Here is a 22,004-nt window from a genome sequence, read left to right on the forward strand (position 1 = left end):
TCGCGGGCAGCGCGCCAGCTCTAGACATCACTGCCGCATCCTCCGCTCGTAGCGCCATCGCTCGTATGCGACGTAAACCGCAGCGATACCAACGCCAACGCCGAGCCACACTCCAGCTCTCAGGTAGCCGAGCGGCGCCCCTACCAGGGTGCCGACGACTGCCGTGATCACCGCGAACTGGCCGATGCTTCGGGCATCCATTCGCCAGCCGTCCCTCTCGCGACTGGCCTTCCGCCACCGCCCATGCAACTGAGCAGCGGCACATACGGCGCGGAGCGGCAAGATGTATTGGCTCATGCCAACCGTGCCTATTCCGACTATCGCGACACGCTTCGCAGTGTTCTGGCAGTCCTCTACGAGGTACTGCGGATGGGCTATGCGGCACGGACACTGGCACTCGTTCATCGCCAGCGCCTGAGAGTGCAACTCAAAGCCTTCAGTACGCCAAGTGGTGCGACGTCTGTCGGGACCGTCTGGAAGATCCGGCAACATGTAGCCGTCCAGGTCACGCGGCATGATCCCCCCTGGGCCCTGCCATGGATACCAATGTGGAGACAGAGCGTACAGCCGGGCCTATGTGTCTAAGCCCGGCTGTACGTATGACTCTGCAAACCCCATCAGCGACCAATAGGGTCCGTAAAGATGCTGTCCATCACGACGGCCCCGGTCTGGATGACAGGCCGGATCTGCTTCCGGTAGATCTCCTCCGTCACAGCCGTCCCAGAACGCCCGACGAGCCGCGAAATCATTTCCAGCGGGACACCACGGTCGGACAGCAGCGACACGAAGCTGTGCCGGAGCTCCCGCGGCGTCCACTCGTCGGCGTCGATCCCGTCGACGTCCTTGAGCGCCTGGCGGAAGGCGCGGCGGACGTTGGCGGCGTCGAGCGGCTTGCCCACGGCCGAGGAGAAGACGAGCCCGTGTTCCTCCCACTTCTCGTCAGCGGCGAGCCGATCCCAGCCCTGATCTTCGAATTGCTGCCAGAGAGCTTCGACGCAGCGCGCCGGCAGGGCGAGCGTGCGCCGGGACTTCCGGGTCTTGGTGTCCCCGCTCTTTCGGACCGAGCGCCACACGGCGATATGCGGAGGCTGCGGCGGGTCGGCATCCGGCTTGCCCTGGAGAAAGACGTGATCCCAGGGTCTGTCAATCGAACGGGTCTTCCAAGATTTTCGTAGCAGGTGATCGGGCCAACTGGCCTGTGGTGTCGTCCGGTTGGCGGTGCCATCCTGGTGGTGTGTGCGATACGGCTGGAAGACCTCTTACCGCAGCTGGCCGCGGTACGGGGCGATCGTGTGGAGGCCAGCGGTGATCTGCTGCGGATCGCGGCCCGGACCCGGGACGATGCCGCAGCTGTCTGCCGGGGTGCGGGACGGAGTCGGACTGGGTGCACTCCCGGTACGTGCGGCATGCCGCGGACGAGGCGGTGGGCGGCCGGGCTGTCGTCATCGACCTGTCGGTGCGCCACCTGTACTGCAAGAACTCCGATTGTCCCAAGACCACCTTCGCCGAGCAGGTCACCAGGTTGACGGTGCGTTACCAGCGGCGCACCCCGGCCCTGCAGCATCTGGTGAACGCGGTGGCGCTGGCGGGATCTGCCGGGGCCCGGCTGCTGGCCGTGCTGCACTGCGTGCTGTCCTGAACTGCCTGATGCGCATCCCCGTGCCGTCGTCGGCAGTCCCGCGCGTGCTGGGCATCGACGAGTGCGCCCTGCGCCGGGGCCACCGTTACGCCACGATCATCATCGACGCCGCCACGGGCGCGCGTGTCGACGTGCTCGCGGACCGTACGAAGGAGCCGGTCGCCACCTGGCTGCGCAAGCATGCGGGATTCGAGGTGGTGTGCCGGGACGGGGCCGGCAGCTTCGCCCAGGCCATCACCGACGCGGCACCCCACGTCGTGCAGGTCGCGGACTGCTGGCACCTGTGGCACCTGCTCGGCGAGGCGACACACAGGGAAGTCCTGGCGCACAGCGCCTGCTGGGCACCCCTGGGACCACCGATCCGCGACGGCAGACGCGCGCAGACCACCCGCGAGCGCTGGCAGCAGGTCCACGACCTGCGAGATCAGGGCGTGAGCCTGCTCGAATGCGCCCGACGCCTGAACCTCGCGCTGAACACCGTCAAACGCTACGCCCGCCACGCCGAGCCCGACCGGCTCGTCCGGGCCTCGCAGTACCGCCCCACTCTGGTCGATCCCTACCGCGAGCACCTGCGTAGACGCCGGGCCGCGGACCCCGCCGTCCCCGTCACCCACCTGCTCGCCGAGATCCGCGCGGGGGAGCGTCGTGCGGTGCGTCCGTTGCGCCAGACTTACGGCCGGGCCGGCTTACCTGGGGCGCGGTGCAACTACAGGCGGTCGGCACTCAGGGCACCTACATGCCACGGTCTCCTCGAAACGAACATTTGCCGACGAGCTGGATTACCAGCCGAATGGGGCGACCGGGAGTGCCTGGACGTCACTCTGGTGCGGCACGAATTGATCCGAGGCCGGCGTCGACGTCACCCAGGCTATCGACGGCACCGGTGGCAATTTGCGGTCCTTAAGTCCCTTACGGCGGGATGCCGACGATGCTGGAGGACGCCCGAGGGGGACGCCCTCAGTCGGTGGCAGCGCCCCAGATCTGCGCTTTATTGACAACCCGAAGGGGCTTGACCCGCTTGTCGATCTTGCTATTGACGGCGTTAATGCTGGTGAGATCCCCGGAGCGTTCATCGAGGAGCAACAGGCTCTGCCCTGACCAGGCAACTCCGAATGTGTGCTCTATGTCGCTCGAGTCGAGCGCGGGTGAAATGTCGAGATCGCGGCAGGTGTTCCGGCTCAGGTCGAGGATCGCCAGATGGTTGGAGCGGAGATCACTTGCGTACCAGCGACCACTGTGGTCGAGCGTGCCCACGCCTACGGTGTCACCGCCCTCGCAGGAGGGAACTTGCTCGCTTTTTCGCTTCTTGAGGTCGTAGGCCTGTGTGCAGTTGCCTTTGCTGCACACGTCATCACGCCAGATCACGCGGTTGTTGGAGGTGGCCACCACGCTGGCGTCGGCGGCTATGGTCTTGACGGCTGCGCTTGCCTGGGCGTTGAGCAGAACGATCTCGGTCTTCGCTCGCACACCGTTGCCGCTGCCTACCGCATCGCCGGTGGTTCGCACGGCCAGCAGGCCCTGGGAGGTATCCGCGAGTGGCCGCAGGCCACAGGGCAGCGTGAGAGACGTGCGGGACGGGCGGCCGGTGGTCTCATATTTGCTCACGGTGAAGCGGGTCGTCACCGTCTGCGGGAGTCTTTGCCCGGCGCAGGCCGTGTCGGCCGGCTCTTCGGTGACGGCCCACAACTGCTTGCCGTCGGTGCTGGGAAACCAGGCGCCGGCCGGTCCGAGGAGTACTGCTCGGCCGGGCTCGCTCGGCGCGATGGCGACGACCCCGGCGTCGCGCATGCCCACGATCATCCCCGAGGCCAGCTGGCGCGGGTTGGCCAGGCGGTAGGCGTCAGCGTCTTCAGCTCCCGCCGGACGCGGGCCGACGACTCGGGGGGAGGCGTCCAGATCGTCCAGGACGGCTACTTCGCCGTCCAGGTTGACCACGATGTCGTGCGGCGCGGGCTGGCTCTCGCCGTCATCATTGCCTGATCCGCATCCGGTGGCCAGGGCGGCGAGGACGCCCAGGCCCAGCAGGGCACCACATCGCTGCCACCGCGTCGTGGTGAGAGTCGTCTTCTGGGCCATTGGGGTTCCCCCAGTGTCGTGTCAGGTGCGCGGGATGCCGGGAGCAGGTGGTCAGCCCGCTCCCAGCTAGGTGGGTCTTACGGCTTGGGCGTGCAGGCACTCCTGGCCGTGCACTCCGAGAAGAAGGGGTAGGCGGTGATGCCGCCCAACGTTCCCACGTCGCCGAGGAAGCGCGCCCCGCAACTTGGGGTGTCCTGCCACTTCTCTATGGTGAACTTGCGCCGTTCGATCTTCGGTGTGGTGTAGCCGTAGCTCCCACCCGGGACGTTGAGGGTGTTCGAGACCGTCTTCCCGCTGGTGGTCGACTCGGTGATGTCGTAGTTCGTCTTGCCTTCCACCTCGACAACTGCCCACTTCAGGGTTAGCCCGCCTCCAAAACTCCAAGTCGTCTGCTTCGACTTGGTGGTGGTCAGGTCGTAGCGCAGGATCGACGCTGTGGAGCTCGCGTTGCGCTTGCCAGCGGTGCTGCCGATCGCCTCGTAGGAGGCGCCCGACGACACCACCTTGTACCAGACGTCCGGCGGGCAGGACTGTGTGGCGGCCTCATCCGCGACTGCGGACGGCGCCGTCATCAGCCCCGCCCCCAGAATGAGTGCTCCGGTCGCCGCCGATTTCCACATGCCGAAGTGCACTGCGATTCCCCCCAATTGGTTGTGGTTGCCCGATCTGGTCAGTGATCAAGCACTCGGACTAAATCATGTACAGAACAAGCGCAGCAAGACGTAACAAAATTGTTGAGCAACACCTGAGCTTGGAACGACCTCGTCCGAAACGCAGTCGTGGCCACCGCGCTACCTTCAGCTTTCGGAGCCCCGTTTGCTCTGGCTTGAAACATCGCAGCAGGTAGGGATCAAAAAAGGAGAGAGGCCCCGGACAAGATGCCCGGAGTCTCAATGGGGTGCAGGGTTGCTTACTCGTACTCCCGGAGGAGGTCTTCGATACGCCGGTTGGCAACGTCCTGCCGTCCGTCCAAACACTTCGCATAGCGAGTCAGCAGGACCTCAACGCTGTTGCCGGCGCGCTCGGCCACCTCGGTCGGGTCGACACCGGCGTTGAGCCAGGTCGACAGTGCCGGAGGTCGTACGGCCGACTCGCCAGCGGCGAGGAGGCGACGGCTGGCGGGAGCGCGAGGAGCCGGGCTTCCTGCCAGACGCGGTAGTAGGTCGACGACGGGACGACCGAGCCCTTCTCGCTGTCTGATCGTGGAACGAGACCAGCAGATCGCACCCTCTGATCCCCCGCTGATGCTGTCGGCTCTCGTCAACTACCTAACCGCCAACGATGCCAGCCCCGGCTTCTACCAGCTCGCCAAGGAGCTTCAGCTCCTCCCCATGAGTGCGTCGAAGGATGAGAAGGACAGCTTCTGGATCAAGCAGGTACGACGGCTTTACGAACGCCACGGGGCAAGGCCGTCCCTGGCCTGAGCGGCACCCCTGAGTGTCTAACTGCGTGACAACGCCGACGAACAGCGGCGGACAACCGCGGACGTCTGCGGACCATCGCAGCAGGTGAGAGGTACGTCGGCTGGAACACGTGCCCTGTGCGGACTTCGACGTGGAGGACTTGGAAGCTCCCCGCCGCAACATCCTCGTGTTCCACGGTGTGGGCGGGATCGGCAAGTCCACGCTCTCCCGCAAGATCGAGGCATCGCTGGCCCGCAGCGAGGACCGCCGGCGCAATGGGAATCGCCGTCCCACCCCGAGGAGCGGACTCTGCCGGTCCGTATCGATCTCGCGCGCGCCGCGGGCATGGATTTCGAACGCGTCATCCTCACCATCCGTCTTGCCGTCGCCGCGCTCGGCCGGCCGATGCCCGCCTTCGACCTCGCCCTGCGTCGCTACTGGGAGCACAACCACCCGGGCGAACCGATCGAGGACCACCTGCGCCGGGGCGGGCTGCAGAGCCGCTTCAGCGCCGCTGCCGCCCTGCCCCAGCAGATGCGGTCCGCCCTCAGCGATGTCGCCCAGGCCCTGCTCCTGCCCGGCACCGTCGGCAGTGCGCTCGGGCACGGGGCCGGAGCGCTCATCAAAGCGTTACGCCGCATTCCAGTACGTAGGGGACTCCGTCTGGGAACCGCTGGCGCTTCCTGCCACCGATGCCACGTCGTCAGGTGTCCTGCAGACCGCGGCGGACGCCCTGGTGGAAACGCTGAGCGCCATCGCCCGGCGCCAGCACGAGCACCGTGAACGCACGTCCGGTCGGCTCTCGGCCGTCCTCACGTCGGGGCTGCTCCCCGATGACCTCGTCGAACTGGCCACGTACTACCTGGCGAAGGCCCAGCGAGACCTCGGGCTGACCGACGCTTCGCGTCGCGGGATGCAGCGCGTCGCCTCAGCCGGGGGTCGGCTTGCTTCCCCGGCTCGGCGCGGCCTGGCACACCTGAGCCGACTGTCCGGAGACTTCCCGACCGCGGTCGAAGCCGCAGGGAGGCTGAGCTGGGAGGGGCGGCACCATCGGGTGCTGGGAGACGTGTGGTGGGTGCAGGGCGACATGGAGCGGGCGGCAGCCGCCTACCTGGCAGGCCGGAGCGAAGCCGAGGAGCACGGTGGATCGACGGAGAACAGCAGACCCGCGAACGATGGCGCCATCTGATGACGACACGTCGCAATCACCTCGCCACGACTCGTTAGGCTTGCCGCACATGCGCAGATCGCCGGTCGACGAGACGCTACTACGATCGCCGGTCATGGACTGGCTGGAGCGCACCGCGCAACTGAGGCAGTGGACCAGAAGCGGGACCCGCGCTCCGCACAAGCCGTTGCTGTTGCTGTACGCCCTCGGTCGGTTCCAGCAGGATGCCGCCGGCGAACTGCGGTACAGCGCGGTGGAGGAGGATCTGCAGCGGCTGCTGACCGAGTACGGTCCGCCCAACAGGACGACGCCCGCCTACCCGTTCCACCACCTGGTCAGCGACGGTGTGTGGGAGGTGCGCACCGATCGCGGACCGGGCAGCCCCGGCAGCGGGGTGCGGGAGTTGCGAGCCGCGGGGGCCACGGGGCGGCTGGCGCCGGAGCTGCGGGCGGCGCTGCGGCGTGAGCCGGAGCTGCTCGGCAGGATGGCACGGGTCCTGCTCGACCTGCACTTCCCGCCTTCACTCCACGGCGACCTGTGCGAATCTGTCGGCCTGGAGCTGGAGCCGGCGGAGAGCGGACACCTCTCGGCCGCCGTGCGCAGGCGGCGGGATCCGCGGATGCGGGAGCAGGTCCTGACGGCCTACGAGTATCAGTGCGCCTTCTGCGGCTACGACGGCAGGATCGGCGCGGTGCCGGTCGGGCTGGAGGCCGCACACGTGCGCTGGTGGGCGTTCGACGGACCGGACGACGTCGACAACGGACTGTGCCTGTGCTCGCTGCACCACAAGCTCTTCGACAAGGGCGTCCTCGGTGTCGGTGAGGGCCACCGCATCCTGGTCTCCCAGCGCTTCGTCGGCCACAGCCCCGCCGCCCGCGATCACGTCATCGCGCTCGCCGACCGACCACTCATCGGACCTCAACCGGGCACCCGCCCCGTCGCCGCGATTCACCGCTCCTGGCACACCGGTCAGGTCTTCCACGGCAGCCCACGCCCTGCCACTGCCGTCTGACCGTCGAATCGTCGGCCGCGGATCGACGCCGTGCTCGCCGTGATCGCGCGACAGCAGAAGGGCCAGGTCGCCGTCTTCACCTCGGACGTCGACGACCTGGAGAAGCTGGTCCCGGACACGATCGTCGTCAAGAAGGTGTGACCCGGCACGCGTCCCTCAAGGGCCCGCAGCTGGGACGGCACCGGCCCGGGAGCGGGGCATCCCGGGAGCAGGCCCGCCTGTCTGCGTACGGCGCTACGGTGCGCGGCGCTACGGTGCGCGGCAGCTACGCCACCAGCCGTCGGGTTCCGGTCGAAGCGACAACCGAAGCGACAACCGAAGGAGTTGAGGCGATGCCGACGACCTCGACCTGGACACCCCATGTTTCGAGCGTCTTGGCCGTCTGCACCAAAGTGACCTGCGAGAACGGGAACAGGGTGTCGGCGGTGAGGTGGGTGCCGTCCTTCAGCAGGATCGCGAAGACGACCTTCGAAGGCCGGAAGTCCTCCGGTAGACCGCGCCCCTGCCGGGCCGCGGCCACCTTCTCGGCGAACCGTTCCCTCCCCTCCGGAGAGTTCCGCAGAGTCTGTACGGCGACGAGCGCCTGACTGAAGAGATGGCTCAGTGCGTCGGAACCCTTGGCGCGCTGCACCATGACCAGGACGTCGTCCGGGCTCAGCAGGTCGCAGATCTCCACGCCGTTCCCGCGGTGCAGCGCGGTCTGCACGTTGTCGCGGTCGAAGCAGACGTACCCGGGCCGCTGGTCCGGCACGGACGCGTTGTAGGTGCGCTCCTTCTCCCCGAGGACCCACGGGGGCAGGTCGACGGACGGGGTGTCGGCGATCAGCCGCTCGGCGTGCGAGCGGATCGTCTTCAGATACTCCTGGTCGATCTCGTACCAGTGCTCGTCCATCAGGAAGAACCGGCGAGAGTCGAGAAACACCTCCGCCTCGATCCAGCGGAGCGCGCTGGACGTCCAGATCTCGTCGGCCCGGTCGGCGCGGCCGTGCCGGTAAAGAGTGACGGTTCCTTCCCGGAGCGCGTCCACGCGGCTGCCCGCACGCTGGATGCGGGCACGACAGAGGACGTACTCAAGGTCGAGGTCGTCGGTCGACCGGCCGGCCGCGTCGCTGTTGATCCTGGCCCTGAACGCCCGGGCGGCCATGTAGTCGTCCCAGTGGTCGGCGGGGACGGCGACGCTGATTCTCCCGTCAGGCTCCTGACCCAGAAGGTCGTCGAGGACGGCATCCAGGCGGGTGGCGAGGCTGGGATCGTCGACGGGCACGACGTGTTCGACGAACTCCAGCTCCGGGCTCGGCTTCTCCTCGCGCAGCACACGGGCGATCGCACGGATGTCGGCCATCAGGTCGGCGCCCTCCACACCGAGCCGCAAGCGCAGGCCGGCACCGCCCTCGGCGCTGGAGATCTTCGCCGGGTTGTCCCGGGAGATGGTGAGCGGAATGTTGTCCAGGTGGCCGCCGAGGCGGCGCACGATCTGGGCGTGCTCGACGATGCCCAGGCTCCACACCGAGGCCCCGCTCGGGATCAGGGTGATGTCGGTGCGCCCTCCGCCCGGGGTGTGCGACACCAGGTCCCGGATCTTCGCGGGGTCGACCCGGCGGGACGCGAAGCTCAGCCCGAAGCGGTGGTCCTTCAGGCGGTCTGGCACCAGGCGGAAGCCCTGGTCGTAGCCGATCGCGTACACCTCGCCGTCGACGGCCAGCATCAGCAGGCCGGCCGAGCGGTTGACGGGCCGTGACACCTCGATACCCGTCGTTCGGAAGATCTCGTCGCACCAGCTCGCCACAGGCTGCTCGAAGCTGCCGGTGACGAGGACCGCCGGTACACCGAGGTTCTCGGGGACGTCGAAATCCGCGTGGACCCGTTCCAACTGGTCCGCGTCCAGGGCGTCGAACATCGCGTCGGCAGTGGGGGGCACGCCCCTGAGCCGGTACAGGGTTCGCTTGGACGTACGGGCCGTCATGGTGCCGCTCCTCTCATTGTGGTCTTTGCGGATGGTCGCGATAACCGTCCTCGTGGTGTCGTTCTCACGCGTGTCTCCTTCCGGCAGCGCCTCTTCTGGCGCCGATGCGGGTCAGCGGTCCAACAGGGCGACGATCGCCGTGACTTCGGTACGCCACGCGCGGATCTGGTCCTCCGTCGGACCGATCTCGTACTGGTGGTAGTGGCATCCCAGGCAGAGCTGGCTCCACACGGCCTTCGCGCGGCGGGCCGTTCCCGCTTCGGCGCAACCGCGGAGCCAGAGGAACGCGGCCCGCTGGGTGCCCTCCCGGATCGCGCGCGGCGCCCGGTGGGCGGTGAGGCGGTCGGCGACCGCGCTCTCCAGCGCGACACGGAGGGCGAGGGCGGCGCCTCGGCACCGGCTCGCCTTGGCGGCGGACGCGGCGGGTACGGCCGTGGCAGCGGGCGTGGCGGGCTCGCCGGTGTCGGTGAGGAGCAGGTCCGCGGTGTCGAGCAGCTGGCGAATCGTCTGGTTCACGGCCCCTCCTCGGGCTTGCGTACCGTCAGGGCGACGGTCTTGACGTCGTCCACGAAGCGATGGGGGTCCGGCATCGAGGTGCCCGGCGGGTGAGCGCCCTCCTGGCACTGGCGGACGAGGTCCACCGCCCCGGGGCCGCACCGCCTGCGCAGCTCGCGGTAGACGTCACCGGCCCTCTTCGGCTGGTCTCCGAAGAGCCCCAGGGCGGCGATGTCCATCAGGGTGACGGCCCCCGCGACGGTCTTCTCCGCCTCGTGTTCGGCCAGCCCCGCCCGGTGCAGCCGCAGCCACGCGGCCTCGGAGAAGGCGCGTTCGAGGACGGTGCGGCAGAGGCTGGGCAGTACATGGGTCATCGCGACCTGCGGGAGGTTCGGCGTGCGGACGAGGGCACGGGCGTCGGCCAGGGCCTGGCCGACAGGATCGGTCACCCGCCGCACGGTCACCGCGGACCCGCCCTGCCGCTCCACCTCCAGGACGGTCACCGGGAATTCCTGGTTGGTGAAGGCCCGCTGGAGCCGCGTGTCGTGGGTGAAGACCACGACCTGCCGAGTCTCTCCAAGGTCATGCAGCACCTTCGCGAGGCCGTGGACCTTGGCGGGATCCATGGACTGCACCGGGTCGTCGATGACGACAAAGCCGAAGGGGCTGTCCGGCGCGGCGGCGCGCGGCAGGAAGAGCGAGAGCGCGAGGGAGTGCAGTTCGCCCTGGCTCATGACGCCAAGGGCCGCCGCCTCGGTGCCGTCGACGGACACGTCCATCACCAGCTTGCGCACGGTGGCCTTCTCGCTGCCGGTCAGGCGCACGGAACGCAGGTCCACGTTGCTCTGCTGGCGCAGCTCCTCCCAGATCCGCTGCGAGTGGTCCTCGAACGGCCGCAGCCGCTCCTCGCGCAGCTCGGCACGCGCCTCCTTGAGCCACTTACGAGCCGCCCTGACCTGGCACAGTCGGGGCTTTCCGGCGTACGCGGGCCGGGCCCGGTCGAGCCAGCCCGCGAGGCGGGTGACACAGGCGCGCCACTCCTCGTCGAGCTTCTCCAGCTCCCGCAGGGCCTCCTCGCGCAGCGCGGCGCAGGCGTCGGCGAGGACGAGCGCGGCGGTCTCGGCGAGGGCGGCGAGCCGCTCGGCGTCGTCGATCGTCCGGCACGCCTGCCACTCCTCCCACGGGTCCACGAGCGGGGCGGGCAGCCACGAAGGGACCGGCGTGACGAGGTAGCGGACGGCGTCCACCGCGTCCCGCAGTCCGGTGCGGGCCTCCCGCGCGGTCGCGGCCTCCCGCCGCAGGGTCGCCACCTGCTCGACGGCCCGCTCGGCCCAAGCCTCGTCGAGTGCCCGGTCGGACCCGCACACCGGGCAGGTGTCCTCGTCCTCGTGCCGACGGCTGTGCTCCAGGGCCTTGGCCAGCAGTTCCGCGCGCTGGTGGGCGTCCTCGGCGCCCGAGGCGCGTACGTCGTCGAGTACGGCGACGGCCTCGCGCAGCCGGTCCACGGCCGCGCCGACCGCGCCGAGGTCGGGTCCGGTCAGCGCGGCGGTCGTCCGCAGTTCCCGGAGACGGCCCTCGTCCGCGTCGGGCAGTGCGGCCACGAGGGCCTCGAGTTCGACGAAGTCGGGGTCGCCCGCCTTGCCGACGACCACGAGCGCGCGTACCGCCCGCGGGTCGTCCAGCGCGGACAACGCCTCGGCGAGTACGGGCCGTTCCGCCTCGGCCTGCTTCAGCGCGGAGTCGAGCGCCTTCTCGATGCCCTGGAGCCGCTCGTCCGCGTCGGTGAGTTCGCGGAGTCCGAGGATGGCGGCGACCGAGTCGTACTGCTCGCTGGGCCTGCCGTTGAGAACCTTGTCGAGATCCGCGTACGACAGGAAGGGGCTGTAGTCCTTCAGGGCCCGCTCCCAGCCGGTGCCGACGAAGGGCCGACGGCCGTGGCCCGGCCGCCTGAGCTCGACCTCGGGGGCGGTGACGTCGTCGCCGGGCCAGGTGCACGTCAGAGTGGTCGGCCGGGGGTCGCCCGCGATGGCCAGGCGGACCTCGACCTTCGGGTCGGCCCCGTCGTGCAGGTTGCGCCAGTGCCGGCGCCACACCTCTCCCCGCTGCCTGTCCAGGCGGGTGGTCCGGCCCGTGAGCGCGGTCTCGGCGCCTTCGGCGAAGCTGGACTTCCCCGAGCCGTTGCGCCCCACGACGAGGGTGACGCCGGGCTGCGCGGTCAGCGGCAGACGGGCCTTGCGGCCGATGCCGCGAAAGCCGTTGACGCTGATGGAGTCGAGGAACACCCGCTGGTCCGGGTGCGGAGCGGCGGAGGTGCCGGAGGATTCCGTCGCGGTGGCGCCCAGTGCCTCTCGCAGGAGTTCCCGGGATGCCTCGGCGAGCGCCGAGCTTTCGAGGCGGGCGGTCAGGCGGGAGAGCGTCGACGAGTCGCCTCGGCGGTGATCGACCTGCTGGTCAGATGCGTTCGGCTCGCTCTGCGCGGGGTGTTCCGTCATGGTGCTCTCCGCCCTCCGTGGTCGGTTCCGGGGCCGGGCCCGTGCGGTGGGGCGAGGGGTGAGCCTCTCGCTTTGCGCGAGCCCGGTGTGACGGAACAGACGTTAGAGGCGGAGAAGTCACTCAACCCAAGTTATTGACGATAACCCGGGTTATCACAACTCACGTCTCATTACTGGCAGTTGGACGGGCGATGGAAACCTCCGCCCACACCGTCTTGCCCAGCGGGTGGCGCGGTGCCGAACCCCAGCGCACGGCCAGAGCGTCCACCAGGAGCAGCCCTCGGCCCGACTCGCCCTCGGGGACCGACGACGGCGGGGTCGCGGGGGGCCGTTTCGCGGAGGCCGCGTCCGCCACCTCGACGCGGACCAGGCCCGCCGCCGTGTCGAGAGCGACCCGGAGACCGAAGTCGTGTCCGGGCACCCGGCCGTGGAGCACGGCGTTCGCGGCGAGTTCGGCCACCACGAGGGCGACCGCGCAGGACGCGTCCGACGCCGGCGGATACCCCCGCTCCTCCATGTGCCGTACGGCGAGTCGCCGGGCCAGTCGCACACCCCGAGGCGAGGAGGCGAACTGTGCCGCAAGAGGCGGCAGTTCGCTCTGTACGTTCGTCGTTTCTGTCAGCACCGCGTGTTCCGTCCTTGGCTGTCGAGCAGGGGGATGTGGCGTTGCGTGCGCGAGTCACCACGTTCCGCACTCAAGAGTCGTCCGGTCGCCCTACGCTCAACAGGTGACGCGGCCTTACTTTTCCACCCGTAAGGAACGGAAGTGACGTTTTGGCCAACGGAATTGACCCCAGCTCGTCGATGGCCGCGCTGTTCGGTGCGCGGGTCCGCAGACTTCGCCTCGCGGCCGGACTGACCCAGACCGAACTGGGCGACAAGGTCCACGTGGTGGGCACACGGATCACGCAGATCGAGCGGGCGTCCGGAGCGAAGCCGACGCTGGAGCTGGCGCGGGCGCTGGATGCGTCGCTCGGTGCGGACGATCTGCTGGTGGAGCTGTGGCCGTACGTGTACCGGGAGGCGTTTCCGGACTGGTCGCGGAAGTTCATGGAGTACTCGGAGCGGGCGGTGGTGATCCGGCAGTACGCGGCGCATGTGGTGCCGGGTCTGTTGCAGACGGAGGACTACGCACGAGCGGTTCTCGCCCTGGACGCGATGCTCGCCGGCGAAGAACAGTTGGAGGAGCGCGTCGCAGCCCGTATGGGGCGGCAGGAACGACTGAGTTCGCCCGACCGACCGGAGCTGGTGGTGATCCTGGACGAGGCAGTGTTGAGGCGCCCCATCGGCGGCCATGGCGTGATGCGGCAGCAGTTGGCGCGACTGCTCGATGTGGCAGCGGAACGCCACATCAGCGTGCAGGTACTGCCGTTCGACCAGGGCGGACACGAGGCGATGGGTGGATCGCTGACGATCCTGACACTCCCGGACGGCTCGGAAGTGGCGTACACGGAAGGCTCGGACTACGGCCAACTCATCGAAGAACCAGCCAACGTCAGCCGCTACAAGGTGATTTACGATCGGCTGCGGGCGGCAGCGCTGCCCCCGCTCATGTCACTCGACATGATCCGGTCCACCCTGGAGGGCAGCTACCGTGGCGCGAATCTCCCGTCAAAATCTGAACGGCGCCGCCTGGCGCAAGAGCAGCTACAGCAATCAGGCGGGAGGCGACTGCGTAGAGGTGGCCGACGGGTTCCGGGAGGCCATCGTCCCCGTCCGTGACAGCAAGGTTCCGCACGGTCCAGCGCTGTGCTTCGAGGCCGCCTCCTGGGCCGCCTTCATAAGTGAGTTGAAGGCTGGGGACCACCGTCGCTGAGCCCGCCGGGCTCTGGTCACCGTCCACGCCCCGGGCTCACCGGACCCTTGTTCGCGGGGGCCCGGCAGGCCGCTGACCTCCCCAAAGAACCCGGGGAAAGAACTACCCGCCCACCCACCCTCCCCGGCCGCACGGCTCGCGTCACTCGTCCGAGTGACCAGCTTGCAGGCGCGGGATACGGACGGTTACGTTCGCCGCGACAACAGCACACAGACTTCGGCCCCCGCCGGGACTGCAATCCCGAACGAGGGCCTGACCGATCAGGAAGAGAACGACTTCCCGATGGCTGACCCGCAGTCTAACGCGCCCTCGCGCGCCGACGCCGGAGCTCCGACCTCCGGCGTGATCCACGTACGCACCCGCCTCACGGCCGACTTCACCGTGATCTCCAACGCCCTCGCCCAGCGACGCGGCAGCGCGGTCACGGTCGGTGTCGCGGCGTACATCTCCTCGCTGCCCGACGGCTCGTCCGTGACCATCCCAGCCCTGTGCGAGCACTTCAGCGAGGGCGAGATCCTGATCTCACGCGCGCTCAGGGAGTTGGAAGCGGCCGGTTACCTGGAGCGCCGCCGCGAGCGAACGCCCACCGGGCACGTTCGTACCCGCACCTACTTCTACGACGTCCCCGGAGGCGATCCGAACCTGGACCCGGATCCGGACGGCCCTCCCGAACCCCCGAAGCCGCGTCGCCCCCGTAGGCAGGGCACCTCCGCCGCAGTCCCACCCGCATCCGCGCCCGCCGGGGAAACGGTGGCGGCGGCCGTACCCGCCGAGGCGGAGACACCGATCCCGCTTGCCGACGCCGACCCCCGAGCCGTCGCCGTACTCACCGCCCTGCGCCGGTTCGACCCCCGCCTCATCCTGTCCGCGCAGGAAACCGCCCGCCTCGCCCCGGCCGTGGCCCGGTGGCTCGCGGCGGGCCTTCTGCCCACGCACATCACGGACCACCTCACCGCACGGCTGCCGGACCACTTCCTCACGCGCCCGGTCGGCATCCTCGCCTACCGGCTCAAGGAGACTCCCCTGCCGGTACCAGCCAGAAGCACGGAACCCTCCACGCTCCCGGTGGTCGTGCCGATGCGGAACTGCGACGGCTGCGACCGGGGATTCCGTTCGGCGGAACCCGGCCGTTGCCGGGGCTGCCGGGCCGAGGACCAACTCCGCGCGGCCGGCTGAGCCGATGACCGGGTGTGCGGTCCACCCCCAGGTGGGAGGCTTGATGTGGCACGATGCGAAATCCGGCGCCAAGAGGAGGTGGGGCATGGTCGACAGGTTCAACGACGGGCTTCTTACACCCGCAGAGACCGCCTCCTACCTTGAGATTCCGCAGTCGACCCTCACCTCGTGGCTGAAGGGCAAGGCTGCCGGAGCACCATTGGTCCACCAGGTCGAGCCGGTACGGAGGGGGCAGCCGTCGGTACCGTTCATCGCGGTGGCCGAGGCGCACGTTCTTCGTTCTCTGCGTTCCCTGGGACTCCGCATGAGTGAGATCAGGGAGGCGGCCGCCGCCGGGTCGGGCCCGGGGCGGCGGGGAGATCTCCGCAGAGCCCGCGACGGCCAGGTCCCCATCCACGAAGTAGTCTCCGACTATCTCCGCTACCTCACCTGGGAACCGGGCGAGGACTTCCCCTCCAGCCTGAGGCTGAGGCAGTACCCGGACTCCGTCCCCGTCGTGATCGATCCGAGGTTCGGCCGCGGTCTCCCCGTGGTGGCCGCCAACCGCGTCACGGTCCAGGCCATCACCGACTTGTGGGAGGCGGGGGAGACCGTCGAGGACATCGCGTACGACTACGACATGACGCCTGAGCAGGTGGACGCGCTCTGCCGGGCCGTGGTGCACCTTGCCGCCTGAGTTCTTCCTCGGCGGCCCGGCGGCCTACGCCGTACGGCATGACCGTGTTGAGCGCACGTGGCCGTGACGGGAGGGCACCCCTGGTGGTGCTCTCCCGTATGCGTTGCTACTTCGCGGCGGGCGCCCAGAGGGCGGCCACGATCTCCATCTGCTTGAGGACCAGGTCGACCGCCTCGCGCTCCTCCTCCGGCGGGTAGTCGAACATCGCGAGCACGCGGCGGATGCGGGTACGGAGCTTCGCCCGGACGGGTTCGCGGGAGAGCCAGTCGACGGAGAGGTTCTTCTGGATGTCCTTGACGAGGGCACGGGCGATCTTGGCGAGGGTGTCGTCGCCGCCCTCCATCGCCTCGGCCATGTCGCGGTGTGCGACGGCGTCGTAGAAGGCCAGCTCGGCGTGGGTCAGCGGCGGGTCGAACCGCTCGCCGCGGCGGGCCTCCGCGGACACCTCCCGTGCCAGGGCGGCGAGTTCGGCGATCACCTGAGCGCTGGTGAGCTGCTGGAGCATGTAACGCCTCATCAGGTCGTTCAGCCGCTCGGTGAAGCTCTCGTTGCGGACGACGTTGTGCTTGGTCACCTCGCGCATCTTCTGCTGGATCATGCGGCGCAGGGCCTCGGTGACCAGGTGCGGGGTCTCCGAGTTCTCCAGATTGCGCAACTGCGCCTCGTTGAGACGGGTGATGTCCAGCCGGCCGATCCCGGCCTCCGCGTACAGGTCGGTGATGTCGTCGGCGTCTACGACCGAGGCCGCGAGGGCCTGCAGGTAACGCTGAACCTCGGCGCTGAGCGGCTCCCCGCTCGCCTCGCGCTGGGCGGCGTCGAGCTTGATCATCCAGGCCCGGACCTCGCTGAAGAAGGAGATGTCACGACGCCAGTCGTCCAGGTCCTCGCAGCGCTCGGCGATCTCCTTGCTCATCGCACAGACACGGTAGAAACGGTCCAGCCGGGCCGCGCTGTCCTTGAAGCGGACGGAGAGCGGCTTGGCGGGAGGCTCGACCTTGTTGCCCGGGTTCTTCGGGTCACGCAGGAAGTCTGCGGTCAGACGCAGCGCGCGCTTGCGGGAGTCGGGGCGGCCGGTGTCGGCCAGCCACTCCTTCCAACGGCTCCCGGCCAGCAGCCCCTTGATCGTGGCCAGCTCGTTCTTGACCTCGGTGACGGCCCGTTCGATGTCCGCGCCGAGGGTCTGGTCCTTGCGGTCCTGGTCCGAGTACTCGCGCAGGGCCTTGGTGAGGTTGTCGGTGAGAGGCGCGTAGCCGACGAGCAGACCGTCCTGCTTGCCGCGGAATCGGCGGTTGACGCGGGCGAGCGCCTGCATCAGGTTGGCGCCCTGCATCGGACGGTCCATGTACAGGGTGTGGATGGGCGGGGCGTCGTAGCCGGTGAGCAGCATCGAGTGGACGATGAGCAGTTCCAGCTCGTCGTCGGGGTCCTTGGCGCGCTTCTGGACGACCTTCTGCTGGGACTTGCGCAGCGAGTGCTCGCGCAGGCGCTCGGGGTCGGAGCGGTCGCCGTGGAAGACGATCTTCATGACGCCCGTGTCGACCTCGTCACCGACCCAGCCGGGCCGCCGCTCGGCCAGCGCGTCGAAGACCCGTACGCAGATCTCGCGGGTCGCGCACACGATCATCGCCTTGCCGGGGGCGCCGATGTCGGGTTTGACCAGCTCGCGGCGCTGCTCCCAGTGGGCGATCAGGTCGTCGGCGAGCGTCGCTATGCGGTCGTCGGCGCCGTAGACGGTGTTCATCGTCGTCGCGTACTGGATGGCCCGGCGGCGCTCGGCGTCGTCCATGCCCTCGGTGAGGGTGTTGGCCTGCTCGTCGAGCTTGTTCGGGTCGACGCCCTTGGGCAGGTCGACCTTGATGACACGCGGCTCGTGGAACACGCGAACCGTCGCCCCGTCGTCGACGGCGCGCTTCAGGTCGTAGATGTCGATGTACTCGCCGAAGACGGCGCGGGTGTCGGCCTCGGCCTTCGAGATCGGCGTACCGGTGAAGGCGAGCAGGGTGGCGTACGGCAAGGCGTCGCGCAGGTGACGGGCGTAGCCGTCGAGGCTGTCGTAGTGCGAGCGGTGCGCCTCGTCGACGATCACCAGGATGTTGCGGCGCTCGGAGAGAAGGGGATGCGACTTGCCGGCGTCCTTCTCCTCCTTGCTCAGGCCGAACTTCTGGAGGGTGGTGAAGACGATCCCGCCGACGTTGCGCCGCGTCAGCTCGGTGCGCAACTCCTCGCGCGTGTCGATCTGGTGAGCTTTCGCCTCCAGCAGGGACTCGCTGTCGAGGAAGGTGTCGTAGAGCTGGTCGTCGAGGTCGTTGCGATCGGTGATGACGACGATGGTGGGGTTGTTGAGCGCCGGGTGGCGGAGGACGAGCGCGGCCGTCTCCACCATCTCCTCCGACTTTCCCGCGCCCTGCGTGTGCCAGACGACGCCGGCCTGGCCGTTCGTCCGCGATGCCTCGACGACGGCGTCCACCGCCTTGTTCACCGCGAAGTACTGGTGCGGCTTCGCGATGCGCTTGCCGGAGAGGGGCTCGCCCGGCTTGGGCGGGGGGAAGTTGACGAAGTTGCGGGTGAGGGAGAGGAACCGCTCCTGCGTGAACAGGCCGTGCAGGGCCAGGTTCAGCGCGTCGAGGCCGTCGTAGCCGGGTTCGTTGGTGTCGACGCGCTCGCCCTCGTGGTCGACGTTCCAGGGCGCGAAGTGCTCGTACGGCGTGAACGCTGTGCCGTACTTGGCGGTTATGCCGTCCGATACCAGGCAGAGGACGTTGTAGCGGAACGCGATCGGGAACTCCGAGACGTACGTCTGGAGTTGGGCGTGCGCCGACTTGAGGGTCGCGTTCTCGTCGGAGGCGCTCTTGAGTTCGACGACGGCGAGGGGCAGGCCGTTGACGTACAGGACGATGTCGAAGCGGCGGTGACTGCCGTCGGTCTCCCTGACCGTGACCTGGTTGACGGCCAGGTAGCTGTTCGCGTCGGGGTCCGTGAAGTCGACGAGGCGGACGGTGGGGGTCTGCTCGGCACCGAACTCGTCGGTGTAGGTGAGGCGAATGCCGGTGGTCAGGTACTCGTGGGCTTGCTTGTTCTCCGGGTACGCCTCGCGGGAGGCGGGGTCGGTGGCGATGCGCGTCGCCTCGTGGACGGCGGTGGCGGTCAGCTCCGGGTTCAGCTTCTCGATGGCCGCCTGGAGCTCGTCGTGGAGGATCAGGTCGTCCCAGTCACGGCGGTGACCGGTGCCGGGGGCGAGGTCTTTGCCGGGCTTGGTCTGCCAGGCGAGTTGGGCGAGTTCGTCGAGGGCCAGGTGTTCCCAGGTGGCCTCGGTCAGTTTGGCGTCGAGGTGGGCGGGGGTGTGCGTGGGCTCGCTGCCGCTTTCGGTGGTCATACGGCGTCCTCCACGATCTTCTCGGCTTCGCGGACTCGGAGCTTGCCGGACATCAGTTGGGGGAGGAGGGTGTTGCGGAGGGTGGCCAAGGTGCGAGATTCCCCCGTCGCTCGCCGGATCCGCTGGTCTAGCGTGCTCAGCCGCGACTCCAGGGAGTCGACGAACGCAGCCGTCGGCCATCCGATCTCAAGCTGCGTGAACTGCTTCTTGTTGATAGATCCGAAAACGGTCCCCTCCGCTTCGTAGGGAAGCCAAATGGATCTGTCCGCGGAAAGCGCCTGCAAAAGCACGTGAGGATACTTCTCCGAGCGCACGGATGCCAAGCCGCGTCCGATCCCGCACAGCTCTGCCGCAACGTTGATCTGCCCCACCGGAGCTCTGACGCTGACGAGGACATCATTCGCCTCCGCCTGCCTCGTCACCGCAGTGCACCAGACGCGGTACCCAGGGAAACGGAACCCGAAGTCACGAGTCCCTTGATAGAAGGGAAGTCCGTTTCCCTGCTCATTGAACGTCTCACCAGGCGGCGACTGCCCCATCGTCACGTTTGCAATGTCGGCGATCTTCACGGACTCTCGCTCATTAGTCGCCAAGTAGTGTCCCGCCGCAAGCTCCGAGGACGTCACGGCGATGCGCTCGTTGATCGAGATCTTGTCTTCCAAGGCCCCGACCACGCTAGCAATAGCTTTCTGTTCCGACGGCTCCGGCAAGGAGATCTTGATTTGCGTAATGTAATTCCGATTAAGCATGGGCTGAGCGGCTCCGGAGTTATATCCAGAGAAGTCGATCAGATCCAGCAAGTAGTAAGTAAACCTTGGGTCGTTGCCCAAAAAGTCCGTCACGTAGAGTGAAGTATTGAGGGGCCAAAAGTCGACATCGCAATACGTCGCCTTTCCCATGGATGCGCCAGCCCGCCCGAGCACGACTCCCGGGGCCTTCACCATCGCAGTGTCGTGGGTCCCACTCGGGCCTGCCGCACCTACGACAGGTACATTTCCAACTTTTCGTTGGGAGGTCGGAAGGTCATGTCCGCGTTGCAGCTTGACCAACTGATCGAGAGTTGTTTGGCGCCACTCAGCCATCGATCCTCCCCAGCTGCTCCCGCACCACAGCATCAAGACGTGCAGACTCATCCAACTGCTCGAACAGCTCCTTCGTCAGCCGGGCAATCCGCTCCCCCACTGGCTCCGCGTCCGGGTCCTCCTCGACCTCCGTTGCCCCCACATACCGCCCTGGAGTCAGCACATAGTCGTGCTTCTCGATCTCCTCCAGCGTCGCGCTGTAGCAGTAGCCCGGCACGTCCTCGTATGAAAGGCCCTTGTCCCTCGCCGACTTGGTGCCCCGCCACGCGTGGTACGTGTCGGAGATCTTCTCCAGGTCCTCCTCCGTGAGGATCCGCTCCGTGCGGTCGACCATCGTGCCCATCGCTCGCGCGTCGATGAACAGCACCCGGCTCCGCCGGTCCTCCAACGCCTTCGTGCCCTGCGGCGACTTGTCCTTGGTCAGGAACCACAGGCACGCCGGGATCGCCGTCGTACGGAACAGGTTGGCCGGCAGGGCGATCATGCAGGACACCAGGTCCGCCTCGACCATCGCCGCGCGGATCTCGCCCTCCCCCGACTGCTTCGACGACATCGAGCCGTTCGACAGGACCACGCCCGCGCTGCCCCGGTCCCCCAGCTTGGACACAATGTGCTGGAGCCAGGCGTAGTTGGCGTTCGACTGCGGCGGAACCCCGTACCGCCACCGCCTGTCGTCCGACTTCCTCGCCCAGTCGGACATGTTGAAGGGCGGGTTGGCCATGACGAAGTCGGCCTTCAGGTCAGGCAACTTGTCGTCCGCGAACGTGTCCGCCCAGCGGTCGCCGACGCCCTTCGGGTCCATGCCGTGGATGGCGAGGTTCATCTTGGCCAGGCGCCACGTGCGCTCGTTGGCCTCCTGGCCGTAGACCGCGATGTCGTGCGTGTGGTCCTTGCCGCGCCGCTTCGCGACGAACTTGCCGCTCTGCACGAACATGCCGCCCGAGCCGCACGCCGGGTCGTACACCCGCCCCTCGTACGGCTCCAGCACCTCGACGATCAGGCGGACCACGCTCGCCGGCGTGTAGAACTCACCGGCCCGCTTGCCCTCCGCACGGGCGAACTTCTCCAGGAAGTACTCGTACGTCTCACCCAGGACGTCCTGTGCGGGGCGGTCGCCGTGCCCCGTGAAGCGCGCGTCGCTGATGAGGTCGACGAGTTCCTTCAGGCGCTTCTGGTCGACGTTGTCGCGGTTGAAGATCTTGGGGAGGACGCCGGTGAGGGTCTTGTTGGCCTTCATCACCTCGTCCATGGCGGCGTCGAGGAGCTTGCCGACACCGCCCTCCGCGCTGGCCGCGTTCTCGGAGATGTGGTCCCAGCGGGCGGTCGGCGGCACCCAGAAGACGTTCTTCTCGGTGTACTCGTCTTTCTCCTCAAGGAAAGCCGCCCGGCGGTGCTCGGGGATCTGGGCCAGCTCGGGGTCGGCGGCCAGTTCCTCGCGGCGTTCGGTGAAGGCGTCGGAGACGTACTTCAGGAAGACCAGGCCGAGCACGAACTCCTTGTACTGGGCGGCGTCCATGGAGCCGCGGAGCTTGTCCGCGGCCTTCCACAGGATGTCCTGGATCTCCTTGGTGCTGGAGACACTGAGCAGTTCGCCCTGTCCGGCGGCTGCCGCGGCTCGCTTGCGGGGAGGCAT

General features: G+C 68.2%; 18 protein-coding genes and 2 pseudogenes. 8 read left to right on the top strand and 12 right to left on the bottom strand.

The window, feature by feature from the left end:
* Positions 1–617: 617 nt before the first annotated feature.
* A pseudogene (locus AB0J04_RS05615) lies at positions 618–1,136 on the bottom strand (tyrosine-type recombinase/integrase); the annotation flags it as partial.
* A gap of 248 nt (positions 1,137–1,384) precedes the next feature.
* Here AB0J04_RS05615 and AB0J04_RS05620 point away from each other — a divergent pair.
* Both AB0J04_RS05620 and AB0J04_RS05625 read left to right on the top strand, forming a co-directional pair.
* Positions 1,385–1,639, top strand: a complete 255-nt coding sequence (locus AB0J04_RS05620; protein WP_363167082.1) for a hypothetical protein — start codon at positions 1,385–1,387, stop codon at positions 1,637–1,639.
* 44 nt (positions 1,640–1,683) lie between these two features.
* On the top strand, positions 1,684–2,634 hold the full coding sequence (locus AB0J04_RS05625; protein ID WP_363167083.1) for a transposase: 951 nt from the start codon (positions 1,684–1,686) through the stop codon (positions 2,632–2,634).
* On the opposite strand, the gene AB0J04_RS05630 is transcribed toward AB0J04_RS05625, so the two are convergent.
* The 4 genes and pseudogenes from AB0J04_RS05630 to AB0J04_RS05645 form a co-directional block, all read right to left on the bottom strand.
* Entirely contained in the window at positions 2,597–3,715 is a 1,119-nt protein-coding gene (locus AB0J04_RS05630; protein WP_363167084.1) for a hypothetical protein, read from the bottom strand. The two genes, AB0J04_RS05625 and AB0J04_RS05630, sit on opposite strands and share 38 nt — an antisense overlap.
* A 77-nt stretch (positions 3,716–3,792) precedes the next feature.
* Positions 3,793–4,347, bottom strand: a complete 555-nt coding sequence (locus tag AB0J04_RS05635) for a hypothetical protein (protein ID WP_363167085.1) — start codon at positions 4,345–4,347, stop codon at positions 3,793–3,795.
* Between the two features lie 278 nt (positions 4,348–4,625).
* Positions 4,626–4,909: pseudogene (locus tag AB0J04_RS05640) on the bottom strand (site-specific integrase); the annotation flags it as partial.
* A 74-nt stretch (positions 4,910–4,983) separates the two neighbouring features.
* On the bottom strand, positions 4,984–5,724 hold the full coding sequence (locus tag AB0J04_RS05645; RefSeq protein ID WP_363167086.1) for a hypothetical protein: 741 nt from the start codon (positions 5,722–5,724) through the stop codon (positions 4,984–4,986).
* Positions 5,725–5,854: 130 nt separating this feature from the next.
* On the opposite strand from AB0J04_RS05645, the gene AB0J04_RS05650 reads away from it, so the two are divergent.
* A complete protein-coding gene (locus AB0J04_RS05650; protein WP_363167087.1) occupies positions 5,855–6,307 on the top strand; it encodes a hypothetical protein in 453 nt (150 codons plus the stop codon).
* Between the two features lie 94 nt (positions 6,308–6,401).
* Positions 6,402–7,298 (top strand): phosphorothioated DNA-binding restriction endonuclease, encoded by an 897-nt coding sequence (locus tag AB0J04_RS05655; protein ID WP_363167143.1) that lies wholly within the window; start codon positions 6,402–6,404, stop codon positions 7,296–7,298.
* A 265-nt stretch (positions 7,299–7,563) separates the two neighbouring features.
* On the opposite strand, the gene AB0J04_RS05660 is transcribed toward AB0J04_RS05655, so the two are convergent.
* From AB0J04_RS05660 to AB0J04_RS05675, 4 genes are all read right to left on the bottom strand, one after another.
* A complete protein-coding gene (locus tag AB0J04_RS05660) occupies positions 7,564–9,261 on the bottom strand; it encodes a TIGR04141 family sporadically distributed protein (protein WP_363167088.1) in 1,698 nt (565 codons plus the stop codon).
* A gap of 111 nt (positions 9,262–9,372) precedes the next feature.
* Complete coding sequence (locus tag AB0J04_RS05665) at positions 9,373–9,777, bottom strand: hypothetical protein (protein ID WP_363167089.1); 405 nt, start codon at positions 9,775–9,777, stop codon at positions 9,373–9,375.
* Complete coding sequence (locus AB0J04_RS05670) at positions 9,774–12,248, bottom strand: AAA family ATPase (RefSeq protein ID WP_363167090.1); 2,475 nt, start codon at positions 12,246–12,248, stop codon at positions 9,774–9,776. Before AB0J04_RS05670 ends, AB0J04_RS05665 begins: the two co-directional genes overlap by 4 nt.
* Before the next feature lie 160 nt (positions 12,249–12,408).
* Positions 12,409–12,873 carry an ATP-binding protein gene (locus AB0J04_RS05675; protein WP_363167091.1) on the bottom strand — a complete coding sequence of 155 codons (465 nt, stop codon included), beginning with the start codon at positions 12,871–12,873 and terminating at the stop codon, positions 12,409–12,411.
* A gap of 179 nt (positions 12,874–13,052) precedes the next feature.
* On the opposite strand from AB0J04_RS05675, the gene AB0J04_RS05680 reads away from it, so the two are divergent.
* The 4 genes from AB0J04_RS05680 (at position 13,053) to AB0J04_RS05695 (ending at position 15,916) form a co-directional block, all read left to right on the top strand.
* Positions 13,053–13,970 carry a helix-turn-helix transcriptional regulator gene (locus AB0J04_RS05680; RefSeq protein WP_363167092.1) on the top strand — a complete coding sequence of 306 codons (918 nt, stop codon included), beginning with the start codon at positions 13,053–13,055 and terminating at the stop codon, positions 13,968–13,970.
* On the top strand, positions 13,930–14,064 hold the full coding sequence (locus AB0J04_RS05685) for a DUF397 domain-containing protein (RefSeq protein ID WP_363167093.1): 135 nt from the start codon (positions 13,930–13,932) through the stop codon (positions 14,062–14,064). The genes AB0J04_RS05680 and AB0J04_RS05685 overlap by 41 nt, the downstream gene beginning before the upstream one ends.
* Positions 14,065–14,346: 282 nt before the next feature.
* Entirely contained in the window at positions 14,347–15,240 is an 894-nt protein-coding gene (locus AB0J04_RS05690) for a hypothetical protein (RefSeq protein WP_363167094.1), read from the top strand.
* An 85-nt stretch (positions 15,241–15,325) separates the two neighbouring features.
* On the top strand, positions 15,326–15,916 hold the full coding sequence (locus AB0J04_RS05695) for a DUF433 domain-containing protein (RefSeq protein ID WP_363167095.1): 591 nt from the start codon (positions 15,326–15,328) through the stop codon (positions 15,914–15,916).
* 106 nt (positions 15,917–16,022) lie between these two features.
* On the opposite strand, the gene AB0J04_RS05700 is transcribed toward AB0J04_RS05695, so the two are convergent.
* The 3 genes from AB0J04_RS05700 to AB0J04_RS05710 are packed head-to-tail and all read right to left on the bottom strand — an operon-like array spanning position 16,023 to position 22,004.
* Positions 16,023–19,289 carry a type I restriction endonuclease subunit R gene (locus tag AB0J04_RS05700; protein ID WP_363167096.1) on the bottom strand — a complete coding sequence of 1,089 codons (3,267 nt, stop codon included), beginning with the start codon at positions 19,287–19,289 and terminating at the stop codon, positions 16,023–16,025.
* Positions 19,286–20,422, bottom strand: a complete 1,137-nt coding sequence (locus AB0J04_RS05705) for a restriction endonuclease subunit S (protein WP_363167097.1) — start codon at positions 20,420–20,422, stop codon at positions 19,286–19,288. Before AB0J04_RS05705 ends, AB0J04_RS05700 begins: the two co-directional genes overlap by 4 nt.
* Positions 20,364–22,004, bottom strand: a complete 1,641-nt coding sequence (locus AB0J04_RS05710) for a class I SAM-dependent DNA methyltransferase (RefSeq protein ID WP_363167098.1) — start codon at positions 22,002–22,004, stop codon at positions 20,364–20,366. The genes AB0J04_RS05705 and AB0J04_RS05710 overlap by 59 nt, the downstream gene beginning before the upstream one ends.

The organism is Streptomyces sp. NPDC050263, assembly GCF_040655955.1.
Lineage (GTDB): Bacteria > Actinomycetota > Actinomycetes > Streptomycetales > Streptomycetaceae > Streptomyces.